19 protein-coding genes and 1 tRNA gene are annotated in these 23,841 nt (G+C 60.1%); 13 read left to right on the forward strand and 7 right to left on the reverse strand.

The window, feature by feature from the left end:
• Positions 1-33 precede the first annotated feature (33 nt).
• From FJ430_RS27780 to FJ430_RS27800, 5 genes are all read left to right on the forward strand, one after another.
• The gene (locus FJ430_RS27780; RefSeq protein WP_140705377.1) at positions 34-1,461 is read left to right on the forward strand and encodes a phosphomannomutase; all 1,428 of its coding nucleotides are present in this window, start codon (positions 34-36) and stop codon (positions 1,459-1,461) included.
• Entirely contained in the window at positions 1,458-2,870 is a 1,413-nt protein-coding gene (locus FJ430_RS27785) for a mannose-1-phosphate guanylyltransferase/mannose-6-phosphate isomerase (RefSeq protein ID WP_140657112.1), read from the forward strand. The genes FJ430_RS27780 and FJ430_RS27785 overlap by 4 nt, the downstream gene beginning before the upstream one ends.
• Before the next feature lie 85 nt (positions 2,871-2,955).
• Positions 2,956-3,942, forward strand: coding sequence for a GDP-mannose 4,6-dehydratase (gene gmd / locus FJ430_RS27790; RefSeq protein ID WP_140705375.1), 987 nt, complete (start codon positions 2,956-2,958; stop codon positions 3,940-3,942).
• The gene (locus tag FJ430_RS27795; RefSeq protein ID WP_226891938.1) at positions 3,855-4,922 is read left to right on the forward strand and encodes a GDP-mannose 4,6-dehydratase; all 1,068 of its coding nucleotides are present in this window, start codon (positions 3,855-3,857) and stop codon (positions 4,920-4,922) included. The genes gmd and FJ430_RS27795 overlap by 88 nt, the downstream gene beginning before the upstream one ends.
• Positions 4,923-4,977: 55 nt before the next feature.
• On the forward strand, positions 4,978-6,216 hold the full coding sequence (locus FJ430_RS27800) for a hypothetical protein (protein ID WP_140657116.1): 1,239 nt from the start codon (positions 4,978-4,980) through the stop codon (positions 6,214-6,216).
• Between the two features lie 11 nt (positions 6,217-6,227).
• On the opposite strand, the gene FJ430_RS27805 is transcribed toward FJ430_RS27800, so the two are convergent.
• Both FJ430_RS27805 and FJ430_RS27810 read right to left on the reverse strand, forming a co-directional pair.
• Entirely contained in the window at positions 6,228-6,929 is a 702-nt protein-coding gene (locus FJ430_RS27805; protein WP_140657118.1) for an ABC transporter ATP-binding protein, read from the reverse strand.
• Positions 6,929-7,750, reverse strand: coding sequence for an ABC transporter permease (locus FJ430_RS27810; RefSeq protein ID WP_140657120.1), 822 nt, complete (start codon positions 7,748-7,750; stop codon positions 6,929-6,931). Before FJ430_RS27810 ends, FJ430_RS27805 begins: the two co-directional genes overlap by 1 nt.
• Before the next feature lie 216 nt (positions 7,751-7,966).
• Between FJ430_RS27810 and FJ430_RS27815 the strand changes: the two genes are divergently transcribed.
• Entirely contained in the window at positions 7,967-8,788 is an 822-nt protein-coding gene (locus FJ430_RS27815) for an FkbM family methyltransferase (protein ID WP_140657122.1), read from the forward strand.
• Between the two features lie 25 nt (positions 8,789-8,813).
• On the opposite strand, the gene FJ430_RS27820 is transcribed toward FJ430_RS27815, so the two are convergent.
• Positions 8,814-9,839, reverse strand: coding sequence for an FkbM family methyltransferase (locus tag FJ430_RS27820; RefSeq protein WP_181175359.1), 1,026 nt, complete (start codon positions 9,837-9,839; stop codon positions 8,814-8,816).
• A 364-nt stretch (positions 9,840-10,203) separates the two neighbouring features.
• Between FJ430_RS27820 and FJ430_RS27825 the strand changes: the two genes are divergently transcribed.
• The 4 genes from FJ430_RS27825 (at position 10,204) to FJ430_RS27840 (ending at position 14,026) form a co-directional block, all read left to right on the forward strand.
• Positions 10,204-11,496 carry a hypothetical protein gene (locus tag FJ430_RS27825; protein ID WP_140705371.1) on the forward strand — a complete coding sequence of 431 codons (1,293 nt, stop codon included), beginning with the start codon at positions 10,204-10,206 and terminating at the stop codon, positions 11,494-11,496.
• A 115-nt stretch (positions 11,497-11,611) separates the two neighbouring features.
• On the forward strand, positions 11,612-12,736 hold the full coding sequence (locus FJ430_RS27830) for a glycosyltransferase family 4 protein (RefSeq protein ID WP_140705368.1): 1,125 nt from the start codon (positions 11,612-11,614) through the stop codon (positions 12,734-12,736).
• Complete coding sequence (locus tag FJ430_RS27835; protein WP_140705366.1) at positions 12,733-13,851, forward strand: glycosyltransferase; 1,119 nt, start codon at positions 12,733-12,735, stop codon at positions 13,849-13,851. The genes FJ430_RS27830 and FJ430_RS27835 overlap by 4 nt, the downstream gene beginning before the upstream one ends.
• 100 nt (positions 13,852-13,951) lie before the next feature.
• A tRNA-Gln gene (locus FJ430_RS27840) sits at positions 13,952-14,026 on the forward strand.
• Positions 14,027-14,182: 156 nt separating this feature from the next.
• Here the strand turns inward: FJ430_RS27840 and FJ430_RS27845 are convergent.
• Positions 14,183-15,106 carry an acetamidase/formamidase family protein gene (locus FJ430_RS27845; protein WP_140705364.1) on the reverse strand — a complete coding sequence of 308 codons (924 nt, stop codon included), beginning with the start codon at positions 15,104-15,106 and terminating at the stop codon, positions 14,183-14,185.
• 226 nt (positions 15,107-15,332) lie between these two features.
• Here FJ430_RS27845 and FJ430_RS27850 point away from each other — a divergent pair, with 226 nt between their 5' ends.
• A complete protein-coding gene (locus tag FJ430_RS27850) occupies positions 15,333-17,045 on the forward strand; it encodes an HAD family hydrolase (protein WP_140705362.1) in 1,713 nt (570 codons plus the stop codon).
• Between the two features lie 30 nt (positions 17,046-17,075).
• On the opposite strand, the gene smc is transcribed toward FJ430_RS27850, so the two are convergent.
• The 3 genes from smc to FJ430_RS27865 all read right to left on the reverse strand — a co-directional run bounded on the left by smc (position 17,076) and on the right by FJ430_RS27865 (position 22,011).
• Entirely contained in the window at positions 17,076-20,537 is a 3,462-nt protein-coding gene (gene smc, locus FJ430_RS27855; protein ID WP_140705360.1) for a chromosome segregation protein SMC, read from the reverse strand.
• Positions 20,538-20,600: 63 nt separating this feature from the next.
• Complete coding sequence (locus FJ430_RS27860; RefSeq protein ID WP_140647305.1) at positions 20,601-21,347, reverse strand: DsbA family protein; 747 nt, start codon at positions 21,345-21,347, stop codon at positions 20,601-20,603.
• Between the two features lie 154 nt (positions 21,348-21,501).
• Positions 21,502-22,011, reverse strand: coding sequence for a DUF721 domain-containing protein (locus tag FJ430_RS27865; protein ID WP_140705358.1), 510 nt, complete (start codon positions 22,009-22,011; stop codon positions 21,502-21,504).
• A 33-nt stretch (positions 22,012-22,044) separates the two neighbouring features.
• Here FJ430_RS27865 and mutY point away from each other — a divergent pair, with 33 nt between their 5' ends.
• Together mutY and FJ430_RS27875 are read left to right on the forward strand one after the other, a co-directional pair.
• The gene (gene mutY / locus FJ430_RS27870) at positions 22,045-23,217 is read left to right on the forward strand and encodes an A/G-specific adenine glycosylase (protein ID WP_140705356.1); all 1,173 of its coding nucleotides are present in this window, start codon (positions 22,045-22,047) and stop codon (positions 23,215-23,217) included.
• Positions 23,214-23,825 (forward strand): HAD family hydrolase, encoded by a 612-nt coding sequence (locus FJ430_RS27875; protein ID WP_140705354.1) that lies wholly within the window; start codon positions 23,214-23,216, stop codon positions 23,823-23,825. The genes mutY and FJ430_RS27875 overlap by 4 nt, the downstream gene beginning before the upstream one ends.
• Positions 23,826-23,841 lie beyond the last annotated feature (16 nt).

Consider the following 23,841-nt stretch of genomic DNA (forward strand, 5'->3'; position numbering starts at 1 on the left):
TAGCGGCGATCTTCCAACGGCAAAAGCAGACTGATGAAATTCGGCTCAAGCGGCGTTCGGGGTTTGGCTTCCGAATTGGTTGGGAGGCCAAGCGGGCTTTATACCGAGGGTTTCGCCCGGCGCTTGCGGTCGACCGGGTTTCAGCAAGGCAAGGTCTTCGTCGGACGCGATCTGCGCGACAGCAGTCCGGCAATTGCAGAGGACTGCATGGCGGCCCTGGCGGCAGCCGGCTTCCAACCGGTCGATTGCGGCCCCATCCCTACACCCGCGCTTGCCTTTTATGCCCGCCTGCACGGCGGCGCGGCGCTGATGGTGACCGGATCGCATATCCCCGCCGACCGCAACGGCATCAAGTTCTACGGGCCGAAGGGCGAGATCGACAAGGCGGACGAGGCAGCGATCACCCATCATGTCGCTGAACTGTCGGACCAGTATCCGTGGCCGCCGGCTCCCGCCGACTGGCAGACCGCCCACGAACAGGCGCGTGTGGCCTTCCGAGACCGGGTCGGCGGCATTCTCCCCCCTGGCGCCCTTTCCGGAATGAGGCTCGGCGTCTACCAGCACAGCACCGTTGCGGCGGCGCTGCTGGTCGAGGTTCTGCGATCCTGCGGCGCCGATGTGATCCCCTTGGGCAAAACGGAAACGTTCGTGCCGGTCGATACCGAGGCCGTCAGCCCGGAAACGATGGCGAAGATGAAAGCCTGGGTGCGCGAATTCAAATTCGACGCCGTGCTCTCGGCCGATGCCGATGCCGATCGCCCTCTCGTCATCGACGACAAAGGCGAGTTGTTCCGCGGCGATCTGATCGGGCTGGCGACGGCGCTGTTCCTCAAGGCCGACATCGTGGTGACGCCGGTCACCTCCAATTCAGGCATCTCCGAGGCTTTCGGGTTCAACGTCAGGAGAACCAAGGTCGGGTCCCCCTTCGTCATAGCGGGCATGGAGGGCGCGCAATCGGCCCGCGGCACCGTCGTCGGCTTCGAAGCCAATGGCGGGGTTCTTCTGGGGTCGGACTGCCTGGTGAACGGCAGGGTCTTGTCCGCGCTGCCGACGCGGGATTCGTTCTTGCCCATCCTGGCGGTTCTGGGCACGGCGGCATCGACCGGCAAATCGCTGTCGGGCCTGCGCGAAAGTTGGAACCTTCCGGTCTGTGCCAGCGAGCGGCTCGAGAACTTCCCTGTCGAGGCATCGCGCGGCTTGATGCGCAAGCTCGCCGACCGCGATGCGTTGCGGCAATTCCTTGCCCCCTTCGGCACCGTCACGGACGTCGATGAGACCGACGGCCTCAGGGCACGGATGAGCAGCGGCGAGATCATCCATCTGCGGCCTTCCGGCAACGCCCCCGAATTTCGTTGCTATGCCGAGGCCGCCAGCCATGACAGGGCGACCAAAATTGTGGCAATGGCGCTGGAACGGGCGCGGGACAGCACAGTATCAGACGAGCGAGAGGCTATCGAATGAAAGTGGTCCCCGTCATCATCAGCGGCGGCGCCGGATCGCGGCTCTGGCCGGCGTCGCGGCAGTCGCATCCAAAGCCTTTTCTCAAGGTTGCGGATGGGCACTCGCTGATTCAGCACACCGTGCTGCGTGCCGCTTCGCTGAAGGATGTCGCGGAGCTTGTCGCGGTAACGTCAAGGGATCATCTTTTCTTGACAAAAGACGATTTCGACGAACTTTCTCCGGCAATACCGCCGCATACTTTCCTTCTTGAGCCGGAAGCGCGTGACACGGCCGCCGCGGTTGCTGCGGCTGTTGTTCACGCCAATACAACGCAGGGTCCGGACGCAATTTTGTGCGTCTTCCCGGCGGACCACATGATCGGCGACCTGCCCGCATTTACAAATGTCATGGGCCGGGCCATCGAGCATGCGCGGCAAGGGCTGATCGCCACGCTTGGCATATGGCCAAGCCGTCCAGACACCGCCTTCGGCTATATCGAGGCCGACGGCGAGAAGGTCATCCGTTTCGTAGAGAAACCGGACCTCGACACGGCTAAGACCTACCTAGCGTCAGGGAGTTTTTTCTGGAACGCCGGCATCTTCTGCTTCAAGGCGCAAACCATGCTCGATGCTATGGCCGCACACTGCCCTGCCGTCCTCAAGGCGGTTGCCGCGAGCTATGAGCAGGGACAATTCAACAACGGGCAGTCCGACAAGATCGAACTTTCGTCCGAGCATTTCGCGCTTGCGCCCCGCATCTCTCTCGATCACGCGGTAATGGAGAAGACGCGCAATCTTGCGGTGGTTCCCTGCGAGATGGAGTGGAACGACATCGGATCGTGGAACGCCATGGCGGAACTGACCCCGGCGGACGATCGCGGGAACAGGATACGGGGGGATGTCCACACGGTGGACACGGCCGGCAGCTACATCAGCTCGGACAAGCGCGTCATCGGCACTGTCGGCGTGAACGATCTGGTCATCGTGGATTCCCCGGACGCATTGCTGGTGGCATCCCGCGACCGCGTCCAGGATGTCAAGAAACTGTTCGAAGGACTCAAGGCTTCAGGACATGAGGCGCACCTGCTGCACTCGACGGTGCACCGGCCATGGGGTACCTACACGGTTCTGGAGGAAGGCGACCGGTTCAAGATCAAGCGCATCGAAGTGAAGCCCGGACGGCGCCTAAGCCTGCAGATGCACAACCATCGTTCGGAGCATTGGGTCGTGGTCAGCGGCTCGGCGAAAGTGGTCAACGGCGATCAGGAACTGTTCCTGGCGACGAACCAGTCGACCTACATCCCTTGCGGCCACAAGCACCGGCTGGAAAATCCGGGCAAGATCGATCTGGTGATCATCGAAGTTCAGAGCGGCGATTATCTTGGCGAGGATGACATAGTGCGCTTCGACGACGTATACGGTCGCGCATAGCGATTCATTGGTGCCCGCAGGGCTGGGGCGGGCCGCGACGCAACAGGGCTTGGGAGAGAATCACCAAAACATACTGAGAGCATTGATGACAAAGACAGCATTGATAACCGGCATTACCGGGCAGGACGGCGCCTATCTGGCTGAGCTCCTGCTCGCGAAGGGCTATGAGGTCCACGGACTTGCGCGGCGTTCGAGCACGGCGGACGTCAACACCACACGCCTGAAATGGCTGGGCATCGAGAAAGACGTGCGGATCGTGGACGGCAACCTGACGGACCTGTCGGGCCTTGCCCGAACCATGCGCGACATAAGGCCGGACGAGGTCTACAACCTTGCCGCACAATCCTTCGTCAAATCCTCGTGGCAGCAGCCGATACTGACGGGCAACGTCACCGGCATCGGCGTCACCAATGTGCTCGAGGCGCTGCGCCTCGAAATCCCCGAAGCGCGCTTCTATCAGGCTTCGTCGTCAGAGATGTACGGCCTTATCCAAGAGCCGATGCAGTCGGAGACGACGCCTTTCCATCCCCGCTCCCCCTATGCGGTGGCGAAGCTCTACGGTCACTGGATCACGATCAATTATCGCGAGAGCTTCGGCCTGCACGCTTCGAGCGGCATCCTGTTCAACCACGAATCGCCGCTTCGGGGCATCGAATTCGTGACCCGCAAGGTCACGGACGCCGTCGCGCGCATCAAGAAGGGCCTGGCAAAGGAACTGCGCCTGGGCAACATCGACGCCAAGCGCGACTGGGGCCATTCGAAAGACTATGTCCGCGCCATGTGGCTGATGCTGCAGCAGGACCAGCCCGACGACTATGTGGTAGCCACGGGCAGGACGACGACGGTTCGCGACATGTGCCGTATCGCCTTCGAGCATGTGGGGCTGAAGATGGATGACCATCTTGTGATCGATTCCGACTTGTTCAGGCCGGCGGAAGTCGAAATCCTGCTCGGCAATCCTGGCAAGGCCAAGGCGAAGCTCGGATGGGAAGCGACAATCTCCCTGGAAGAGATGATCCGCGAAATGGTGGACGCCGATCTCGTGCGGCATTCGCATCCATCGAGATACTGAGTGATCAGAAAAGCATTCTTATCGACATGATCGAGCCGTCTCATCGCATCCTTGTAACCGGCGCCAGTGGGTTTGTCGGCACGGCGCTGTTGCAACTGCTGGGGCGCGAGCACGCTGGAAGCAAGGTTTTCCCGCTCGGGCAAGGCCCAGGGTGGCGGAACCCAATCGACCTGCGAGACAAGGAGGCAGTCGATGGCGCCGTTTCCGAAATCCAGCCAACCGCACTTATCCACCTAGCAGCAGTCGCCGCGCCGTCCGATGCACGTGAGGCGCCCCGCCATGCCTGGGACGTCAACGTGATGGGAACGATGAATCTGGCGGAAGCCGTGATGCGTCACGCACCTCAAGCCCGGTTCGTCTATGTTGGCAGTTCAGAAGCTTATGGAGCATCGTTCCAGAACGCAGCTGGTCCTATCACTGAGAATGCACCGCTGCGGCCGGTAAATGTGTACGGAGCAACCAAAGCAGCCGCAGACCTTATGATTGGGCAGATGTCCTACGATGGCCTGCGCGCTATCCGCTTTCGCCCATTCAATCATACCGGCCCGGGTCAGTCCGACACTTACGTGGTTTCCGATTTCGCGCATCAGGTCGCGGACATCTTGTCAGGTAAGGCCGAGCCAGTCATTCACGTAGGGAATCTGGAGGCCGCGCGTGATTTCCTTGACGTCCGCGATGTCGTGCGCGCCTATGCGACCGTCGCGGTCCAGGACTCGGAAACCGGGGCTGATTGTGTCTACAACATCGCGTCCGGACAGCCTCGCAGAATTCGAGATGTTCTAGACGCGCTTATCTCACAGTCGGGTGCCAATATCGACGTGCGCACTGATCGGGAGAAGCTTCGTCCAAACGAGATACCCGTTGCTTGCGGCGATGCGTCAAAGGCGCGCGCCAGGCTAGGCTGGACGCCTCTGATCCCGTTTGAGCAAACATTAGCCGATGTTTTGGACTATTGGCGTCGGGTATGCAGCGCGCATTGACAGTGATGTATAATGGACTGACTCCGGTAAAGCTATCTCTAAGGAACCTATCCACGTGAAGCTTGCGATTATTTCGAGTTACCATCGCGATTGCGGCATCGCACAGTATGTCGAACATCTCGAGGGGCCTCTGCGTGAATTGCTCGACGGCAATCTTTCGATCGCTCCCCTACCTGTCGACCTATTGCGCGCGTCGGGACCGATGGCCCACTCCATGGCTCAAAAGGCACTCGCCCAATCATTGGTAGTGATAGCTGACGCTGACGTTGTAGTGGTAGAGCTCGAGCCTGGTCTTTTCGGTCGGTCGCAGAGGCAGATATGGTCGACTTTGAAGTCAATATTTGAAGCAAGCAAGCGGGTGGTGATCACCTATCATACGGTGCCTACGCTTCCGCCAGCACTCCCGAAAAGCCTTCGAGCTTTGGTGCATTTGGCCAGGCACAGCTACGGCCAAACAGTTTTCCGCCGACTGCTGAGGCTGGTTCGGTCGTCACAGAACAAGTTCGCTCACATCGTCCAAACTCGTCGCGAAAAGACTCGGTTGACATTATTGGGCGTAGATCCAAAACGCATTTTCGACATGCCCCTCTCCTATTTTACTCGCGAGGAGAAGGCAGAGTTCGATCACCAACGTTATCGTCAGAAATTGGACGACGTATACGGAACCGCGGGACAGAAAGTATTCGGCGTCTTCGGTTTTCTGGGCGGAATCAAGGGCACCAAAGTCGCCTTGCGCGCGCTCGATCATCTACCATCAGAGCATCATATCCTTATAGTCGGAGGTCTCCACCCTGAAGCTGTGGTGCACGCGTCTAGCGAGCAGCCGGCTATAAGAGATATAGCCAAGCTTCTCGAACCAACGTTCGATGCCGGAGAGCGAGATGGAGCGGACACGAGGCGCGCCGACTTGCTAAAGCGGGTTCATTTTGCCGGCGCGGTGGATAATCGAACATTCGCAGAGCTTATGGCAGGCTGCGACGCTATTCTGTTGCCCTACGAGGAAGTCGGCCAGACGTCATCAGGCCCAGCCTCACAGGCACTCGATCTACAGCGCCCCATCTATTGTACGAGAACTGGTGCCTTTCGTGAGCTAGGCAAATATGCCAAAGACGCCCTGAGCTTCTTCGAAATAGGCAATCACCTCGAACTCGCCCAGAAGATAAGTCGTGGTGACGCAATGTTGCCTATGCGCGCGCAAGCTCGGGAGCGCTATGCAAATACCGTAACGGTCGAAGTTCGGGCGGAAATGTATGTAACTGCAGCCAAATCCACGCTAAAATCTGACGGCTCATGAGCGCTCATCATTCACGCAACTATTCGGCCGTGCTCGAGCATTATTCTGCGATTGCAAAACTGGTCAAGGATTTCGCTTGAGTGGGAGGCCAGCACAACAATGCTGGCGCGCTCGACAAATTCGGCCATTCTCTTCCGCGCCTTGGCTTGGAACTCGGCATCCCCCGCCCCAAACACTTCGTCGATAACCAGGATCTCGGGGTGAACGGCGGTGGCAACGGCAAAAAGCAGCCGCGTCGTCATGCCTGCGGAATAAGTCCTTATCGGGACATTCAAAAAACCGCCGAGTTGCGTGAAAGCTTCAATGTCGGGTATCGATGCCTCCGCCTCGTCAAAGGTGGCGCCAAGTAGCATGGAAATCCGTCGGATGTTTTCGTAGCCGCTCAATTCCGGCAGCGCGCCAGTTCCCAAGCCGAAAACGGTTGCAATTCGCCCTCTAACCGCAATTTTCCCAGCGGTCGGCTCGAAGATCCCCGCGATTGTTTTTAGCAGCGTCGTCTTACCGGACCCGTTGTGTCCGACGAGCCCAAGACGGGCTCCGTTTCGCAACTCAAGGGACACGTCACTTAGCGCAGTCACCTCGACGGTCGTTCTTCCCTCTCGTGAGAGCAGTCCCCCGGTGCTGACGGTGATTAACTGGTTTCGAAGAGAGTTAGCACCCACACCGTAGATGGGGTACCTGACGGTCACATTCTCAAGCAAAACTTCAGCCATCAGACCCAATACGGCAAACGCGCCCCTTTTGCTCCGGTTATCCAAAGAGCGAAGATCCACAGTACGATACCAGTGCTAATGACCACCGAATAACTCAAAACGCTTGGAACGTCGCCCATCATCGGGTCTCGCACCACTGATATCCAGTGAGCCAACGGGTTGAAAAGCATTACTTCCCTTAGTGGACCTAACTGCTTCGATTCATAAAGAACAGGCGTCAGAAAGAACAACATCGGCATGACAGCGACTACCAATGGTTCGACGTCTCGATATCTGGCTCCAACAAAGCCGATCACCTGCGCCAGTGCCAATAAGTTGCCAACCACGAGCAGCAGCGCCGGCAATGCAAGTAGCATCGTCCAACTCCAGTGATATGGGATCACGATCCACACAACGGCTATAACAATTGCGTTATGGCCAAGCGTCACAAGCTGCCGCAGCAAGAGCTCGCTTGAGAACGAAAATCGAGGCGCATAGATACTGGTCAGCGTCCCGGAATTCCGCTGAAATACTCCACTGGCTTCAGTGATCGTTCCAGATATAAACTGCCAAGTGATCAGACTTACGGTAAGCATCGGCACGAAGCGCTGGATCGGCATCTCCAAAAGGACGCTCCAGACTAGGCCCAAACCAACAACACCAACAGCTGTGCCCAAAACGAGCCACAACGGTCCAAGCACGCTTCGCCGGTACCGCGCAACAGTGTCCGTCCATGCGAAATAGAGCGCGGTACGCCTTCGCGACCAAGCCCCGTGGAGATCGCTTGCACCGCTCGATACCGCTTTAGGAAACGATTTTGTTCGCCCACCGGCCTGAGGCATTCCTATATCCAATTTGTATTCCAGCCCCGCGCCGTTGGCGGCCGTACCTATAGCCACAGCCAGATCATGAGTCGAGCCCGCTTATCGCCGCAGAATCTGGCATGAATCGGGCGCAGCACCGTAAGGCGAATAACAGTTTAGCGATGGTTCGATATTTCACATGTTGCAGGTAATGGCGAATGGGTGATAAGAACACAATTAGAATGGAGAAATTATGTGCGTTCGGTAGACCAGAAAATTGTTGATGACTTCATGAGGGAGCTGGATGCAATTGAGAAATTTGCACCGATGCTTGGTTCGTATTCTCGCCTAGACCCCGAAGTCATAGAACATGAACAGGCTGGGCACCGCTTTCGTTTCGTGACTTTCCATCAAGAATCGAGAAATTGGTATCCACCGGGATTTCAGGAATGGTCCCTGATTCGGATGGACGCGACGAATTTTGTTCGCGATCGCGATGTAGTGTTCGATCTGGGGTGCAACGCAGGTTACCTAACCACTTGGTTCGCACTTCGCGCGCGGCACGGCCACGTGCACGCTTTCGATCCCTATCCATGGAATGCCGCAGCCACACACGCTCAAGCAAAGCTGAACGGCCTCTCGAATGTCACTGTCCATGCGGTTGGCATCGGCCCAGAACGCAAGACGATAAGAGCCCCTGTCCTGTCGTCGATGACTGTCAATGTCCAGGTCACAGGCGAAAGTCCGAAGGTCGACCTGAGGATTGAGCCACTCGCTGCCTTCGCTGGCGCTAGGCCGACTTTCGCGAAGATCGATATTGAAGGCGCCGAGCATGAATTAGGCCATTCAATCGTCCAGAGCGGCGTGCGGCGTGGATATGTTGAAATGCATCCGCCTATGATTGAGGCAGCTGGAGGCAGTTCGGCCTTGCTTTTGGAGCAATTGTTGGCGGCCAATTATGCAGTTGCCTCGCACGGGCCTGGTGTAAGGCCGTGGGCGATGGGGGCCGAAGTTCAACCGACCGGCTACTATTTTGAACGATCGTCACCGAAATGGTGGTGGCCATTTCGGCGATAAAAAGCCGAGAAACGAATCTCGCAACTTATCCGTCCCTTTTATATTTGAAGCTGCCCAAATAGAAATCTGGCAAGCTGGGGGCATTGGGGAAATCGAGGGCGGTTGGAAATATTTCGGTTGATTCATTGAAGTGATATAGCGACTTTCTCGCGAAAGTAACCTCAATAACACTTGGAAACGGCACACCGCCAATAATCAACCACGGCGCACTATTATTGGCGTGAACGTGAACCACGGAAAATAGTAATTGTAAATTCTTCAAAGCTCTTTCCATATTTATATGTAATTCGTCATTGACTATCGATCCAAACCCGTGAAACTCACAGACTATCTGAGAGAACCTCTCTAAAGTTTCATTATCTGCAGTACTAAAAACATCCCACTCTGATCCTTCTATATCGCATTTCAAGACCAGTTTTTTACCCCGCTGCCGCAATACGGCATCTCTTAACGACACCCCGCTTGAATCATATGGAGAAGTTATTTTCTCTTTAAAAAATTTTAATTTCTCTTTGATGGTAGGCGATCCATCTATAGTATGGTCATACTGGTGAACTTCGATTCCAAGATTGGAAATGTCCGCATCCCAACTGTCGTCGTCGTTGATGCCCAGCGACAACGCACCTTCGACCTCCTTAAAATCGTCAAGCATCACATACCCACCGTCAGTCCGACCACCTATTCTCCTCTTAAGCACCCCTGATACGGCGACAGGAGACAACAATGATCCTATGCCAATTACCCTTTCTCTTAGCTTATCATTCGATGAATTAATCACCAAAGATCCTATCATCAGCTGAGATTGTATTCTATTAATACCATCCTCGATGGATAATATTTTGCTATTTATACTGTATGCGCTAGGTAAAATACTATCGTATTTATCTATTTCCAAGCATACTTTGGCACAATTTTCAGAAAAATCCAGAAAAACTCTTTTGTTTACGCTAAAATCTGATCCATTTATTATAATGGGAAGATTTACACCTGCTCTTTCTGAAAAATAATCTACGTGCTTTTTGAGCTCTAAAAACAAGGACTCGTCAAGCAACGTCTCTGCCCTGTACATTCTCTCAAGAATGAAGGCCGCAAGACCAGAGATCGATCTCGCACCCCAAGACGACAACGCCGCCAGGACTTCAGTGTCAGTCTCTAATGCCTTCCGACTATGCATACGAATGATTGTTCCCGTTTTCCGTCGACAGCCGCGCACGAACGCTATTCGCACCTCAGGTACTAATCCACCACCTTCCTACGCAACAGTCTTCACGATTGGATTTTGACGCGTTAGGGTCAAATGGTTACCCGGATTGACGGGAGAGTCTACCGACAAACCACCGCGTAGACAGGGGAGATTTAGATGGATCTGTGCGCTACGGGTTTGCCGTACAAGCGCCAGCGTTGAGCATGGGGCCTTGCAGTTGTTCGCTGGTGGTTTCACAAAAATCTTTCATTTTCATCTAAAGAAATGCAGCGGCACGTCGCTCAACAGTTGGCTAAACTGGCAACAGCCAGACGACCGCCTCTGGGATGAAGCCGAAGTGCTGAAGCTACTGAGGCGGGTCGAACTGTTCAATCAACCCATAAAGAGCGCGGCCCTAACCGCATTCTCCACATCGTATGCATTCGGCACCCATCTGCCGATTCGCGCGTTCGCCGCGGATGACGTTTTCTGCTGCACAGTTTTGAGAGATCCGAGGCAACGTATCCTTTCGCAAATTGCCGATTGGCGCCGCGAGGCGCGGGTGACATCGCATTATATCGGATCACCCGAGGATGACGCCCTCCGCGACTCTGTCCAGCTTTCATTGACTTCATTTCTAAAGAAGCACTCCCGATCTGGGGTGCGCTTCCTGCTCGACAATTATATGACCAGAGCGCTTGCAGCTGGTTATACAGCCGAAATTGTTGAAGAAATGGAGGACGTCGCCTCATTGTTACCAATCGCCCTAAGGGCGCTCGAACGGCGCTATCACGTGGTTGGACTTAGTTCACGACTGTCCGAAACGAAGGCAGCCATTGCATCGTCGCTTGGATTAGTTCACGACGTAGGCCAGGAGGTCGCGTTGAATGTTACGGAGTCGAGCCGCCTTTTCGCCTACGAGGTAGACGAGGATGCCAACCGTCTTCTCGAACGTTTCACCGCTCACGATCAGGTTCTCTACAACCGAGCCAATGAGTTGTTCGAAGAGCGCCACAGCATTACTGCAGCCAGATACAACGAGACCGAATTCGAGACTTACCATTCCCCACTTGCAACGAAGCGCTTGCGGCCCTTCGCACGTGACGGCTTCTCTGTCGTTTCTGTCAAGGACACAATCCTCGGCTCGGGCCATTGGGGACGAGATGCTGCGGGCACGGCTCAATGTTGCGTATGGACCGGGCCGCACACAAGAACAGTTTTGTATCTTCCATGTCCAGCCGACGTCGACCTGTCTATTAGAGTATGGATACGCGGCTATGCGGCTGCGCACTTGCGACGGCAACTTCGTTTCGAGATTGACGATGTGGCGCGCACGCATTCTTTCCAACATGCAGAAGGTTGGTTGGAAACGGCGACGATACAAGCGCGCTCGAAGCGAGCATTCTTGAAAATAGCGATGCTAGTGGACGAAACTGTCGCAGATACGGCAATTGGAGAAGACAGGAGGCGCGGCGTGGCCTTCGACTCTTATGGGTGGGCTATTAATTCTAGTTCACTCCTCTGAGCCCGAGGAGCGATTCACAGCAGGTTGCATCGGCGTACTTCGTCATACGGAGTGCGGTTTTTTTCGTATCGCGAAATAGCTGGCATCTTTTAGAGTTCTGCTCCCGGAGAACCCATTGAGAATCGGCGTCGACGGCAGGAACCTCTTATCGGCCACGGATGGTATCGGCCGGTTCGTCCATAAGTCGATCAAGGCGCTGTCGGGACTCGGCGCGAAGGTTTGCGTCTACGCTCCGGCCCCGATCAATGCCGATTACGAGTTGCCGCGCGCCGTTACCTTGCGGACGGATCGATACCGGTCGCTTTCAGGCCGGGCCTTGTGGGGGCAAGCGATCCTGCCGGCCTGGGCCGCGCGCGACGCGGTTGAGGTTTTCTGGGGGCCGTCCCACCGGCTGCCGCTGGTGCTGGACAGCCGGATCGCGCGGGTGGTGACCATCCACGATCTAGTCTGGCTGCATGCGCCGGAAACCATGCGTATGCGGACTTTGCTCGGCGAGCGCCTGCTGATGAAACCCGCGCTACGCCGGGCCGATGTCGTGGTGACCGATTCCGACGCCACGGCAAGCGCGTTAAAAACAGCGGTTCCGTGGCTGCAGACGCCGATCCGCACGATCGCTCCCGGCACCACGCCCCTGCCCGCGCCGGGCGGCTTTTCCAGCCTAGCGCCTCTCGGCATCGCGAGACCCTACGCGCTTTTCGTCGGCACGCTGGAGCCCCGGAAGAACCTCGGCAACCTCATCAAGGCCTACGGATTGCTGCCTGAAAGCGTCCGCTCGGGCTGCGATCTCGTCATCGTCGGCGGCACCGGCTGGAAGCAAACCGGCCTGGCGGACGAGGTACGCCGCGGCAGCCTCGAGGAACAGATCTTCTTCACCGGCTTCGTCGACGACAGCGTGCTGTCGACGCTTTATGCGAACTGCCTCTTTCTGGCCATGCCATCGCTCTACGAGGGCTTCGGCTTCCCGATCGTCGAGGCGCAATCCTACGGCAAACCGGTGCTGACGTCGAACACGTCGTCGATGCCGGAAGTGGCCGGCGAAGGCGCCGTTCTGGTCGACCCCAGCGATGCTGCGGCGATCGCCAGTGGCTTTCGTCATCTTTGCCTCGATGCGCAATCGCGCCAAAAGCTTGCTTCCGGCGCGCGCCGCAACGTGGAGCGTTTCACCTGGAAGAATCACGCCGAGGGCATGCAGCATATCTTCGAGCAGGCCATCCGGTTAAGACGAAAGACGCCTGTTTGAAAGTCCTGCATTTCTTCAAGACATATTGGCCGGACAGCTTCGGCGGCGTCGAGCGGACCATCCATGCCATCGCCGAAAGCACGGCCGGCTATGGCATCGAAACGCAGGTGCTGTCACTGAGCAGCGCGCCTGAGGAAAACACCGGGCGGATCGACGGCCATATAGCCGTCAAAGCGAAGCTCGATTTCGAGCTGGCATCGACAGGGTTTTCGCGCGAGGTTTTTCGTAAATTCGACAGGCTCGCACGGCAATCCGACCTGGTGCACTACCATTTTCCGTGGCCGGTCATGGACATAGCGCATCTCAGATCGCGCCACGGCAAGCCGGCCGTCGTCACCTACCATTCCGATATCGTCAAGCAGCGCCTGCTGCTGCCGTTCTACAATCCGCTGATGCAGCGCTTCCTTGGCGATGTCGACGCGATCGTGGCGACATCGCCCGATTATCTGGGCTCGAGCGCGACGCTGAGAAAATTCAAGGCCAAATCGCAGGTCATCCCGATCGGCATAGACCAGAGCGCCTATCCCGTGCCGACGGCTGCAGACAACGCCTGGTGCCAATCGATGGTGTCGGAGCCTTTCGTGCTCTTCGTCGGTGTGCTGCGTTATTATAAGGGGCTGGATATCCTTGTCGAGGCCGCGGACCGGGTGCGGTGCAAGATCGTCATCGCCGGGTCGGGACCGATCGGGCAGCAGTTGAAACGCCAGGCCGAAAGACTCGGCCGCGACAACGTTATCTTCCTCGGTGAAATTTCCGAACCACAGAAGATGGCCCTGCTTCACACCTGCAGCGGTTTCGTCTTCCCCTCAAACCAGCGTTCCGAGGCCTATGGCGTCTCGCTGGCGGAAGCGGCGATGTGCGGCAAGCCGATGATCTCATGCGAGATCGGAACCGGAACCTCCTATGTGAACAAGGCCGGCGTCACCGGCCTTATCGTCCCGCCTTCCGACCCCGCCCGCCTTGCCGAAGCGATCGACCGCCTGCTCGATTCGCCCGAGGAAGCGGAAAAATGGGGACGGGCGGCGCGCGAGCGGTTTTCCAACCTCTTCACCGCCGACAAGATGGGACGAGCCTATGCCGAGCTCTATCTTCGGCTAATCAATCGCCGCGCCTGAGCAGCCGGGACGAAATTGCCGTCGTGTTTCATGCACAGCCGGCATTGAGCTTTGCTCCGCCTCGTCCTATAAGGCCGCGCAGCGGGCATGCCCCGCCTGCTGGGGCGTCGCCAAGTGGTAAGGCATCGGTTTTTGGTACCGACATTCCCAGGTTCGAATCCTGGCGCCCCAGCCACTGCCATCGGCCAGTCAAACGGATGGTATGGTTGTTGGCGCCGTGGCTTGTACTCGTGCGTTTCACCGTTTCACGGAACCAACGAACCGCCCTACCTCTTTGTTTTGACGCAATTCCGAACGGAAAACCGCTCACGCTTTCCTGGAATTGCTCTCGTCAGCCGGTGGAGGCCGGTTTCGGAAGCCATCGCTTTTCGATCAGGCAAACCATCGTATAGGCAGGGTCAAAAACGTTTCCGACGTGATACCGGACAACCTGTCCCATCAGATGCGATGCGGCAGCGGCGGACAAGCCGTGGTCACTGGTCAACCAGTTGAACATATCCGTGGTCGCGTGCTGGAGAGCCTGATCAAGCGGACGAGCATTACCAACAGAGAAAATGTGGGTCTCGTTCTCGCCACGAGGCCATGTCAACCGTCTGTTTTTTTCCACGGTCAAGCGAAGCTCAACTTCAAAGCAGGTTTCGATCCCGGTTCCAACGATCTCCCCATCGCCCTGCGCCGCATGGCAATCGCCCGCGAAGAAGAGCGCACCCTCTGCCGCAACGGGGAACCAAACGGTCGCGCCGGGCCGAAACCCGCGGTAATCCATGTTCCCGCCATTTTCTGCACTGGTCGCGGTGGAGAAAGCCTGGCCCATCGATGGCGCCACGCCGAAGCAGCCGATCATCGGCTCGACCGGCAAAATGAAGTGCTCGAGGCCTGGCGGCGGCTCCTGCAACACCACAGTTCGCGCTTCCAGGTCGATCTGCCAAGTGACTTTGTCCCTGGCAGGCAGCCCACGAGCAGCCTCCGGATCGACAACGTTTGCAGCCAGTGACGAGATCGTCCAGCCGGAAGAGCGGATCGGGTCCATGCGCAGGATCTCCACACGCAGCGCATCACCAGGTGCGGCTCCTGTCACGAAGACCGGGCCGTTCATAGGGTTCGGCCCTCGTGACCGCTGCACACCGTTCTTGTCGAAGCCCTGAGCGTCGAGCGTTTCCGTCGTCACGACATCGCCGGATGCAATTGTGAGCGCCGGCGCGATCGTACCAAGGACATTGTGCCAAGTGGTGTTGGTAAGTTTGTGCGTCGCCATTAGATCGCAGTAACGAAGGCGTCGAGGTACGGCAAGTGGGCGGATTGAGCTCTTCCTGGCCGATCGTTTCGTTCGCATGGGCGAGTCGCTGCGATGCGCGACGGCCTAATGCCGGCCCGAGAAATCCAGTGCTCGACCTAAACCTTTTCCGCCTCCAGGCGTTGTTGTCCGCCGAGCCGGATACTGCCGGCGGGCGCGAAAAACAGCCGGCGGAGAGGTTAAACCGATGTATTTCATGGCATTGGCCACCGACTATGACGGCACGCTGGCGCATGATGGCCTGGTCACGGCCAGCACGATCTCGGCGCTGGAAAAGCTGAAGAAATCAGGGCGCAAGCTCATCCTGGTCACCGGCCGCGAACTGCCCGACCTCAAGGAGGTTTTTCCCGAACTTTTCCTGTTCGACAAGGTCGTCGCCGAAAACGGCGCGCTGATCTACACGCCGGCCAGCGAGGAAGAGCGCACGATCTCGCCCTCGCCTTCCGTCGATCTCATCGACGGGCTCAAGAAGCGCGGCGTGAAGCCGCTGTCGGTTGGGCGCTCGATCGTCGCCACCTGGGAGCCGCACCAGGTGACGGTGCTCGACGTCATCAAGAAGCTCGGGCTGGAGCTGGAGATCATCTTCAACAAGGGCGCGGTGATGATCCTGCCCTCGGGCATCAACAAGGCAACCGGACTGGCGGCTGCGCTCGAGGACCTGAAGCTGTCGCCGCATAATGTCGTGGCCGTCGGCGACGCCGAGAACGACCACGCTTTCCTCAGGGCCTCGGGCTGCAGCGTCGCTGTGGCCAACGCGCTGCCCGCGGTCAAGGAAACCGCCGACCTCGTCACCAAGGCGCCGCGCGGCAAAGGCGTCGAGGAACTGATCCGCAGGCTGACCAAGCGCGATTATCCGCTGGCCAAAAAGCGCTCGCGCGGCGTGCTGCTCGGGACCTCACGCGGCAAAGACATCTACTTGTCGCCGATGGAAACAGTGCTGATCGCCGGCAGCTCGGGCATCGGCAAATCGACCTTGGCCACGGCGCTCACCGAGCGGCTGGTCGAAAAAGGTCTGCAATTCTGCATTTTCGACCCCGAGGGCGACTATGACGGACTGAAAGGCGCGGTGCCGCTCGGCAACGGCTCGACCGCGCCGAACAAGGAACAATTGCTGGAATTGATCGAGAAACCGCAGAACAATGTCGTGGTCAATGGCCTGGCGCTGAAGGTCGATGAGCGTCCCGATTTCTTCGCCGAATTGCTGCCCGGCCTCGGCAATGTCCGCTATCGCACGGCAAGGCCGCACTGGCTGATCATCGACGAGGCGCATCATTTGATGCCCAAGCGACGCGGAGATACGCGGGCGGTGCTTTCGATCGAGCTGCCTGGTACCGTGCTGATCACCGTCCACCCCGAAGCAATCTCCACCGATGCGTTGCGGCTAGTGACGGCAGTGATCGCACTCGGGCCCAACGCAAAGGACGTGATCAGGACCTTCTGCAAGGAAACCGGGCTCAAGGCGCCGAAGGACATTCCTCTGCCCAAGGGCGACCGCGTGCTGTTCTGGCGGCCGCATGACGGCAAGAAGCCGTTCACGGTCAAGGCGATCGAGCCCGACCAGTCGCTGAAGCGGCACAGCCGCAAATATGCCGAAGGCGAGCTCGACGAGGCGGGCAGCTTCTATTTCACAGGGCCGAAGAAGGCGATGAATCTGCGAGCTCACAATCTCATCATCTTCGCCCAGATGGCGGAAGGTATCGACGACAAGACATGGGAATACCATTTGCGCGCCGGCGATTATTCCAAATGGTTCCGCCAGCAGATCAGGGACAAGGAACTCGCCAACGAAACAGCAGACGCGGAGAAGAACAAGGCGTTGTCGGCCGACGAGAGCCGCAAGCTGGTGATCGACGCCGTGCGCCGCCGCTATACGGCGCCGGCGACGGCGCCGGAGAACTAGGATTGGTCGTTGAACGTGAGAAAGGCGAGCTCAGCTCGCCTCGCGCATCGCCTCGGCCGCTTGCAGGTCGACCGAGACCAGCTGGCTGACGCCTTGCTCGGCCATGGTGACACCGAACAGCCGGTCCATGCGCGCCATGGTGATGGGGTTGTGGGTGATGATAACGAAGCGGGTTTCGGTGGTCTTCGACATCTCGTCCATCAAATTGCAGAAGCGCTCGACATTGTGGTCGTCGAGCGGCGCGTCGACCTCGTCGAGCACGCAGATCGGCGCGGGGTTGGTGAGGAACACGGCGAAGATCAGCGACATCGCCGTCAGCGCCTGCTCGCCGCCGGAAAGCAGCGTCATGGTCTGCGGCTTCTTGCCGGGCGGACGGGCGAGGATTTCCAGCCCCGCCTCCAGCGGATCCTCGGACTCGATCAACTGCAACTCGGCCGTGCCGCCGCCGAACAGATGCGAGAACAGCCGCTGGAAATGGCCGTTGACCACCTCGAAGGCCGACAGCAGCCGCTCGCGGCCCTCGCGGTTGAGGCTCTGGATCGCCTGGCGCAGTTTTCTGATCGCCTCGATGATGTCCTCGCGCTCGGAAACGATGGTCTCCAGCCGCTCCGACAATTCCTTCTGCTCTTCCTCGGCGCGCAGGTTGACGGCGCCGAGGCGCTCGCGCTCGATCTTCAGCCGGTCGAGCTGGCGCTCGATCTCGGCCATGTCGGGCATCGGGTCGTCGGCTTCGAGGCCGGTATGCTTGATGACCAGATGCGGCGGCGTGTTGAGCGCTTCCTGGATGCGCGCCTCGACCTCGGCGCGGCGTTCATCGGCCGCGGTGAGCCGCTCCTCGGCGCGGACGCGGGTTTCGCGCGATTCGGCGAGCGACTGGATGGCGGCGGTGGCCGCCTTGTCGAGCTCGGCCTGCTTGCTCTCCGCCTCCTGCAGGCGGTCGCTCGCCGCCTGGCGCAAAGCTTCGGCCTCGGAAAGCTGCGTCAGCAGGGCGCGGCGCTTGGCGTCGATCTCGTCCGGCGCGTCGGCCAGCCTTTCGCGCTCGGCCTCGGCTTCGGCCTTGCGCTCGCCGAGGGCGGCGATTTGCGTCGAGGCGTTCTCGGCGCGCTCCAGCCAGTTCTTGCGTTCGGCACCGATGGCGTCCAGCCGGCGCATGCGCGCCTCGGCTTCGCGCCGCAGCCCTTCGTGCACGGCGCGCGCATCGGCGAGCGTGGCGCGGTCGCGCGAGACATTGGCGGAGGCCTGTTCGAGCTGCAATTGCAGGTCGCCAAGATCGGGCGCGTCCTGCAACATCGCCTCGGCTTCGAGGAAAGCGGCCTGCGTCTCCTCATGGCTGTCAACAATGCGAGCGCGTGCCTCTTCAAGCGCGGCGCGCCGGCTCAACAGCTCGCCGCCGGCCTTCTCGGCCTCGGCCAGCGCGTTGCGGGCGGCATCCAGAGCATGCTGGGCGTCGCGGCCGGCCTGGCGCGCATTGCGCTCGGCATCGCTTGCCTGGCGCATCGCCTGCTCGGCATGCGTCAACGCCTCCTCGGCCTCGCGTACGACAAGCGTCGCCTGCACGGCTTCGGCATCGAGCTCCGCCAGGCGGTTCTTCTGCGCCAGCCGCAGCGCGGCGGCGGTCGGAGCGTCGGCGCTCGCCGTCAAGCCGTCCCAGCGCCAGAGCGCGCCATCGCGGCTGACCAGCCGCTGGCCGGGGGCCAGAAGCGCCTGCAACCGGCGGCCATCGACGGTGTCGACGATGCCGATCTGCGCGAGGCGGCGGGCAAGCTGCGCCGGCGCGCGAACGACGCTGGCCAGGCTCTTCACACCTTCGGGCAGCGACGCATCGCCGGGCTGGACCGAGCTTTCGCCCCAATGCACCGGAGCGCTGCGGTCGAGCGGAACGTCGAGGTCCTCGCCAAGGGCCGCGCCAAGCGCGGTTTCGTAGCCGCGCTCGACACTGATCTGGTCCAGCACCGAAGGGAAAAGATCGCCCCCGCTGGTGGCATTGAGGATCTTCGCCAGCGTGCGCGCTTCCGTCTCGATGCGCGCCAGTTCGGCCCTTGCATCCTGCAGCGGAGGCCTTGCGGCGCTTTCAGCAGTGCGGGCCTCGGCGACGGCCTGCTCGGCGGCAATGGCGCCGGCCTCGCCCTCTTCCAGCCGGGCAAGCGCATCCTCGACCAGAAGCCGCTTCTCGGCCGGATCGGGCAGGCCGGAAATGCGCGCGACGATGTCGGAAAGCTCGCGGTCGACCTCGGCGAGCTGACGGGCGAAGCGATCACGGCGCTCGGCGGTCTCGCGCAGCGAGCGCTCGATCTGGTGGCGCGAGGCGGCCGCCTCGGCGCGCTCGGCGGTCAGCGCGGCAAGTTTTGCTTCGCTCTGCGAGAGCGTCGCGCCGGCCTGCTCGAAGGCGGCGCGCGTGGTCGCCTCGCGCTCGGCGGCACCGGCGTTTTCCGAATTGAGCTCGGCTTCCTCGGTGCGCAGGCGCTCCAGGATGTCGGCATTGTCGCGCACCATCCGCTCCTCGCGGGCGATGTCGGCGTCGAGCTGCTGCAGGCGGCGTTCGAGCTCGGTCTGGCGGGCGCGGATGCGGCCGGCCTCTTCCTCGATCTGGGTCTTGGCGATCGACAGGCGCTGGAAGGCGGCAGCAGCGGCGGCTTCCGCGTCGCGCAGGTCCGGCAGCCGGTGCGCTGCGATGCCCTGCTCCCTGGCCGCCGCCATCTGGGCGGCGGCGCGGTCGCCGACCAGCGTGGTGGCGACGGCAAGCGCGGAACGCGCCTCCCCTTCCTGGGTTTTTGCCAGCGTCCAGCGCAGATGCAGCAGCGTCGCTTCGGCCTTGCGGATATCGGCCGACAGGTTCTTGAAGCGCGACGCCTGGCGGGCCTGGCGCTTCAGACTCTCGATCTGGCCTTCCAGCTCGCCGACGACGTCGTCCAGCCGCTCGAGGTTCTGCTCGGCCGCCTTGAGCCGAAGCTCGGCCTCATGCCGGCGCGTGTGCAGGCCGGAGATGCCGGCGGCTTCTTCAAGCAGCGCGCGGCGCGCCTGCGGCTTTGCCTGGATCAGCTCGCCGATGCGGCCCTGGCCGACCATGGAGGGCGAGCGGGCGCCGGTCGACTGGTCGGCGAACAGAAGCTGCACGTCCTTGGCGCGCGCTTCCTTGCCGTTGATGCGGTAGAGCGAGCCCGCCTCGCGCTCGATGCGGCGCGACACCTGCAGTTCATCGGCGTCGTTGAAGGCTGAAGGCGCGGTGCGGTCGGTATTGTCGAGGAAAAGCGTGACTTCGGCGGTATTGCGCGCCGGCCGCGCACCGGAGCCAGAGAAGATCACGTCGTCCATGCCGGACGCGCGCATGTTCTTGTAAGAGCTTTCGCCCATCACCCAGCGCAAAGCTTCGACGAGATTCGACTTGCCGCAGCCGTTCGGCCCGACAATGCCGGTCAGCCCGCGTTCGATGACGAACTCGCCGGGCTCGACGAACGATTTGAAACCGAGGAGGCGAAGGCGCGAAAATTTCATTCGCGCCGCCCAACACTACAGGCGTGCGCGCCGAAGCCGGACCGCTTCGGCGCGGCCTGGATGTCAGAGCAGAGGGTCGATGATGGCCGACATTTCCTCAATCGACATCGCCCCTTTGTAGGTCTTTCCGTTGATGAAGAAGGTCGGCGTCGAGTCGACCTTGAACTCGTCCGCTCCGCGTTTCTGGACTGCTCTCACATCGTCCAGAAGTTTCTGGTCCGTCAAGCAGGACTCAAAGGACTCCTGTGTAAAACCGGCCAGCTTGGAGATCTGCAGCAGCGCTTCCTTGGTGTTGTTGACGCCGACCCAGCTCGGCTGCTGCTTGAACAGCACGTCGACCATGGCGAAGTAGTTGTCCTTCGAGCAGCGCGCCAGCATGAAGCCGGCCTCGGCGCTCGGGTCGAACGGGAATTCGCGCAGAATATAACGGACCTTGCCGGTGTCGATGTATTTCGACTTCAGCTGTGGGAAGGTGGTGTCATTGAAATGCGCGCAATGCGGGCAGGTCATCGATGCGTATTCGACGATGGTGACCTTGGCGTCGTCCTTGCCGAGCTGCTTGTCGGGCAGCGCGCCCGGCTTGAGCAGTTCCGTCATGTCCACGGTGCCCTGCGCCTCGGGCACCTGGACCGCCGCCGGCGTGGCGGCCGGCTTGGCAGGCGTCGACGGGTTGGCCGGCTTCACGTCGGCTGCCTTCGCCTCCTCGCCGGAGTCGCTGCATGCGGCAAGCAGCGCCACCGCAGGAACAGCAGCCAGCGCGGTCAGAAGGTTTCTGCGAGACAAGCTTTTGCCAGACGGGGCACGGTTCATGCGAATCACCTGATATCGGTTGGATTTTGCAATGCAAGGGCTAGAAAAGGCGAGAGTTGGCGCGAATTAAGGCATCGCGATCCCCAATCCAATCGCGAAACTTGATCATAAGCATCACGAATGCGCGAGATTGGTGACGCATTCATGACGCTTCTTACGACCCTTTGAGCTTCCTTTCACCCATAATCGTGGCGCCGAGCCGCTCCAATGAAGCGCGCAGGCCGTCATCCTCGATCTGGCCGACCAGATGCGAAAGCTTCGACTTCTCCGCCTCGCTCAGAGGGCGCGGCGCCGGCTTCGGCCGCGCCTTTTGCGAAAGCACCGGTTTTTGCAGAATCTTGATGCGGCCGACCGCGTTGAAGCCCAGGAAGGCATTGACGCGGTTGATCACCTCGCCGGCCTCGTGCTGCAGATGCAACGCCGCCATGCCTTCGCAGGCGATGATCAGCGTCGCCGGCTCGAACGGATCGTCCTCGTGCAAGCGGCGCGGCCACTGAATCTTCTCCGGCCGCGAGTGGGCGGCCAGGCGCGGCCCGGCGATCTCTTCCCAGGACTGCACCAGCCCGATCGAGATACCGGCGCGCTTCTTCAGCACCGGGTCGAGGATCTCGGTGGCGAGATCGCTCACCGGAACGGGATTGCCGAAGGGCCTTTTCCCTGCCATGTGCGTTCTCCAGTTCCCCAGCTCATCCGATCAATGGCACCGCTCGATCAGACCCGCAAGGCATCACAGAAGACCGCATCCGGCGATATCGGATCCGGCGATACCAGCAAAGCTGGATCCCCGGATATCGCCTCCCGCCTGCTTGCCTGGTATGACGCGCATCACCGCGACCTGCCCTGGCGCGTCACGCCCGCTGCGTTTGAGCGCGGTGTAAGGGCCGATCCCTATCGCGTGTGGATGTCCGAGGTGATGCTGCAGCAGACCACGGTCGAGGCGGTGAAAGCCTATTTCCGCAATTTCGTCGAGAAATGGCCGACGGTCGAAGCACTGGCGGCGGCGCCCGCCGAGGATGTGATGAAGGCCTGGGCCGGTCTCGGCTATTATTCCAGGGCGCGCAACCTCAAAGCCTGCGCCGACCTCGTGGCGCTCCGAGGCGGCCGCTTTCCGGACACCGAGGCGGGCCTGCGCGAATTGCCCGGAATCGGCGCCTATACCGCAGCGGCGATCGCCGCGATCGCCTTCGACCGGCCGGCGGCGGTCGTCGACGGCAATGTCGAGCGGGTCGTGACCCGTCTCCATTCGATCGAAACGCCGCTCAGCGAGGCCAAGCCGCATATCCGCGCGCTGGTCGAAAAACTGGTGCCGCAGACGCGGCCCGGGGACTTTGCCCAGGCGATGATGGATCTCGGCGCGACGATCTGCACGCCGAAGCGGCCGCGCTGCATGCTCTGCCCGATCCGCGAGGATTGCAGCGCCATTCTCACCGGCGATCCTGAACGTTTCCCGGTCCGGCTGCCGAAAGACGACAAGCCGCTGCGCAAGGGTGCCGCATTCGTCGCCGAGCGCGAGGACGGCGCCATCCTGCTCCGCAAGCGGCCCGAGAAAGGCTTGCTCGGCGGCATGACAGAAGTGCCGACCACGGGTTGGACGGCGCGAGTCGACGGCGCCACGACGGCCGAGGCCGCGCCTTTTGTCGCCGATTGGCGCCGCGCCGGGCAGATCGGGCATGTCTTCACCCATTTCGCGCTCGAGCTCGAAATCTTCCATGCCCGCGTCAAAGGCGACGCACCGGACGGGCATTTCTGGTCGCTGGCTCATGAAATTTCCGGGGAAGCGCTGCCGACTGTCATGAAAAAGGCAATCGAGGCGGCGATACCGGGCGCGACGAAGAAACCGTCGCCGCACAGTGCAAAGAGGCCTGCATGACCGAAATCCGCCATATCGTGTTCGACATCGGCAAGGTGCTGATCCATTACGATCCGGATCTTGCGTTCAGCCGGCTGATACCGGATGCCGAAGAGCGCAAATGGTTCTTCGACAATGTCTGCACCAGCGAGTGGAACATCGAGCAGGATCGCGGCCGCACATGGGAAGATGCAGAGGCGTTGCTGATCGCCGAGCATCCCGATCACGCCGAGAACATCCGTAACTTCCGCCGCCATTGGCACGAGATGGTGCCGCATGCCTATGACGACAGCGTCGCCATCATGCTCGGCCTGATCGAGCGCGGCCACGATGTGACCATGCTGACCAACTTCGCCGCCGACACGCTTGCCGAAGCACGGCAGCGTTTCGACTTTCTCAACCGGCCGCGCGGCGTGACCGTGTCGGCCGACATCCGCCAGATCAAGCCGGACCGCGCCATCTATGATCATCACGTGACCGCGTTCGGTCTCGAGCCATCCGCCACATTGTTCATCGACGACAGCCAGAAGAATGTCGACGGCGCCAGGGCCGCCGGCTGGCATTCGGTGCTGTTCATCGACGCCAGGACGCTTAAAGCAGACCTTCAGCGGTTCGGGATTGCGGCCTGAACTGAATCGCTTGCGG

It is taken from the genome of Mesorhizobium sp. B2-8-5, assembly GCF_006440675.2.
Taxonomy (GTDB): Bacteria; Pseudomonadota; Alphaproteobacteria; order Rhizobiales; family Rhizobiaceae; genus Mesorhizobium.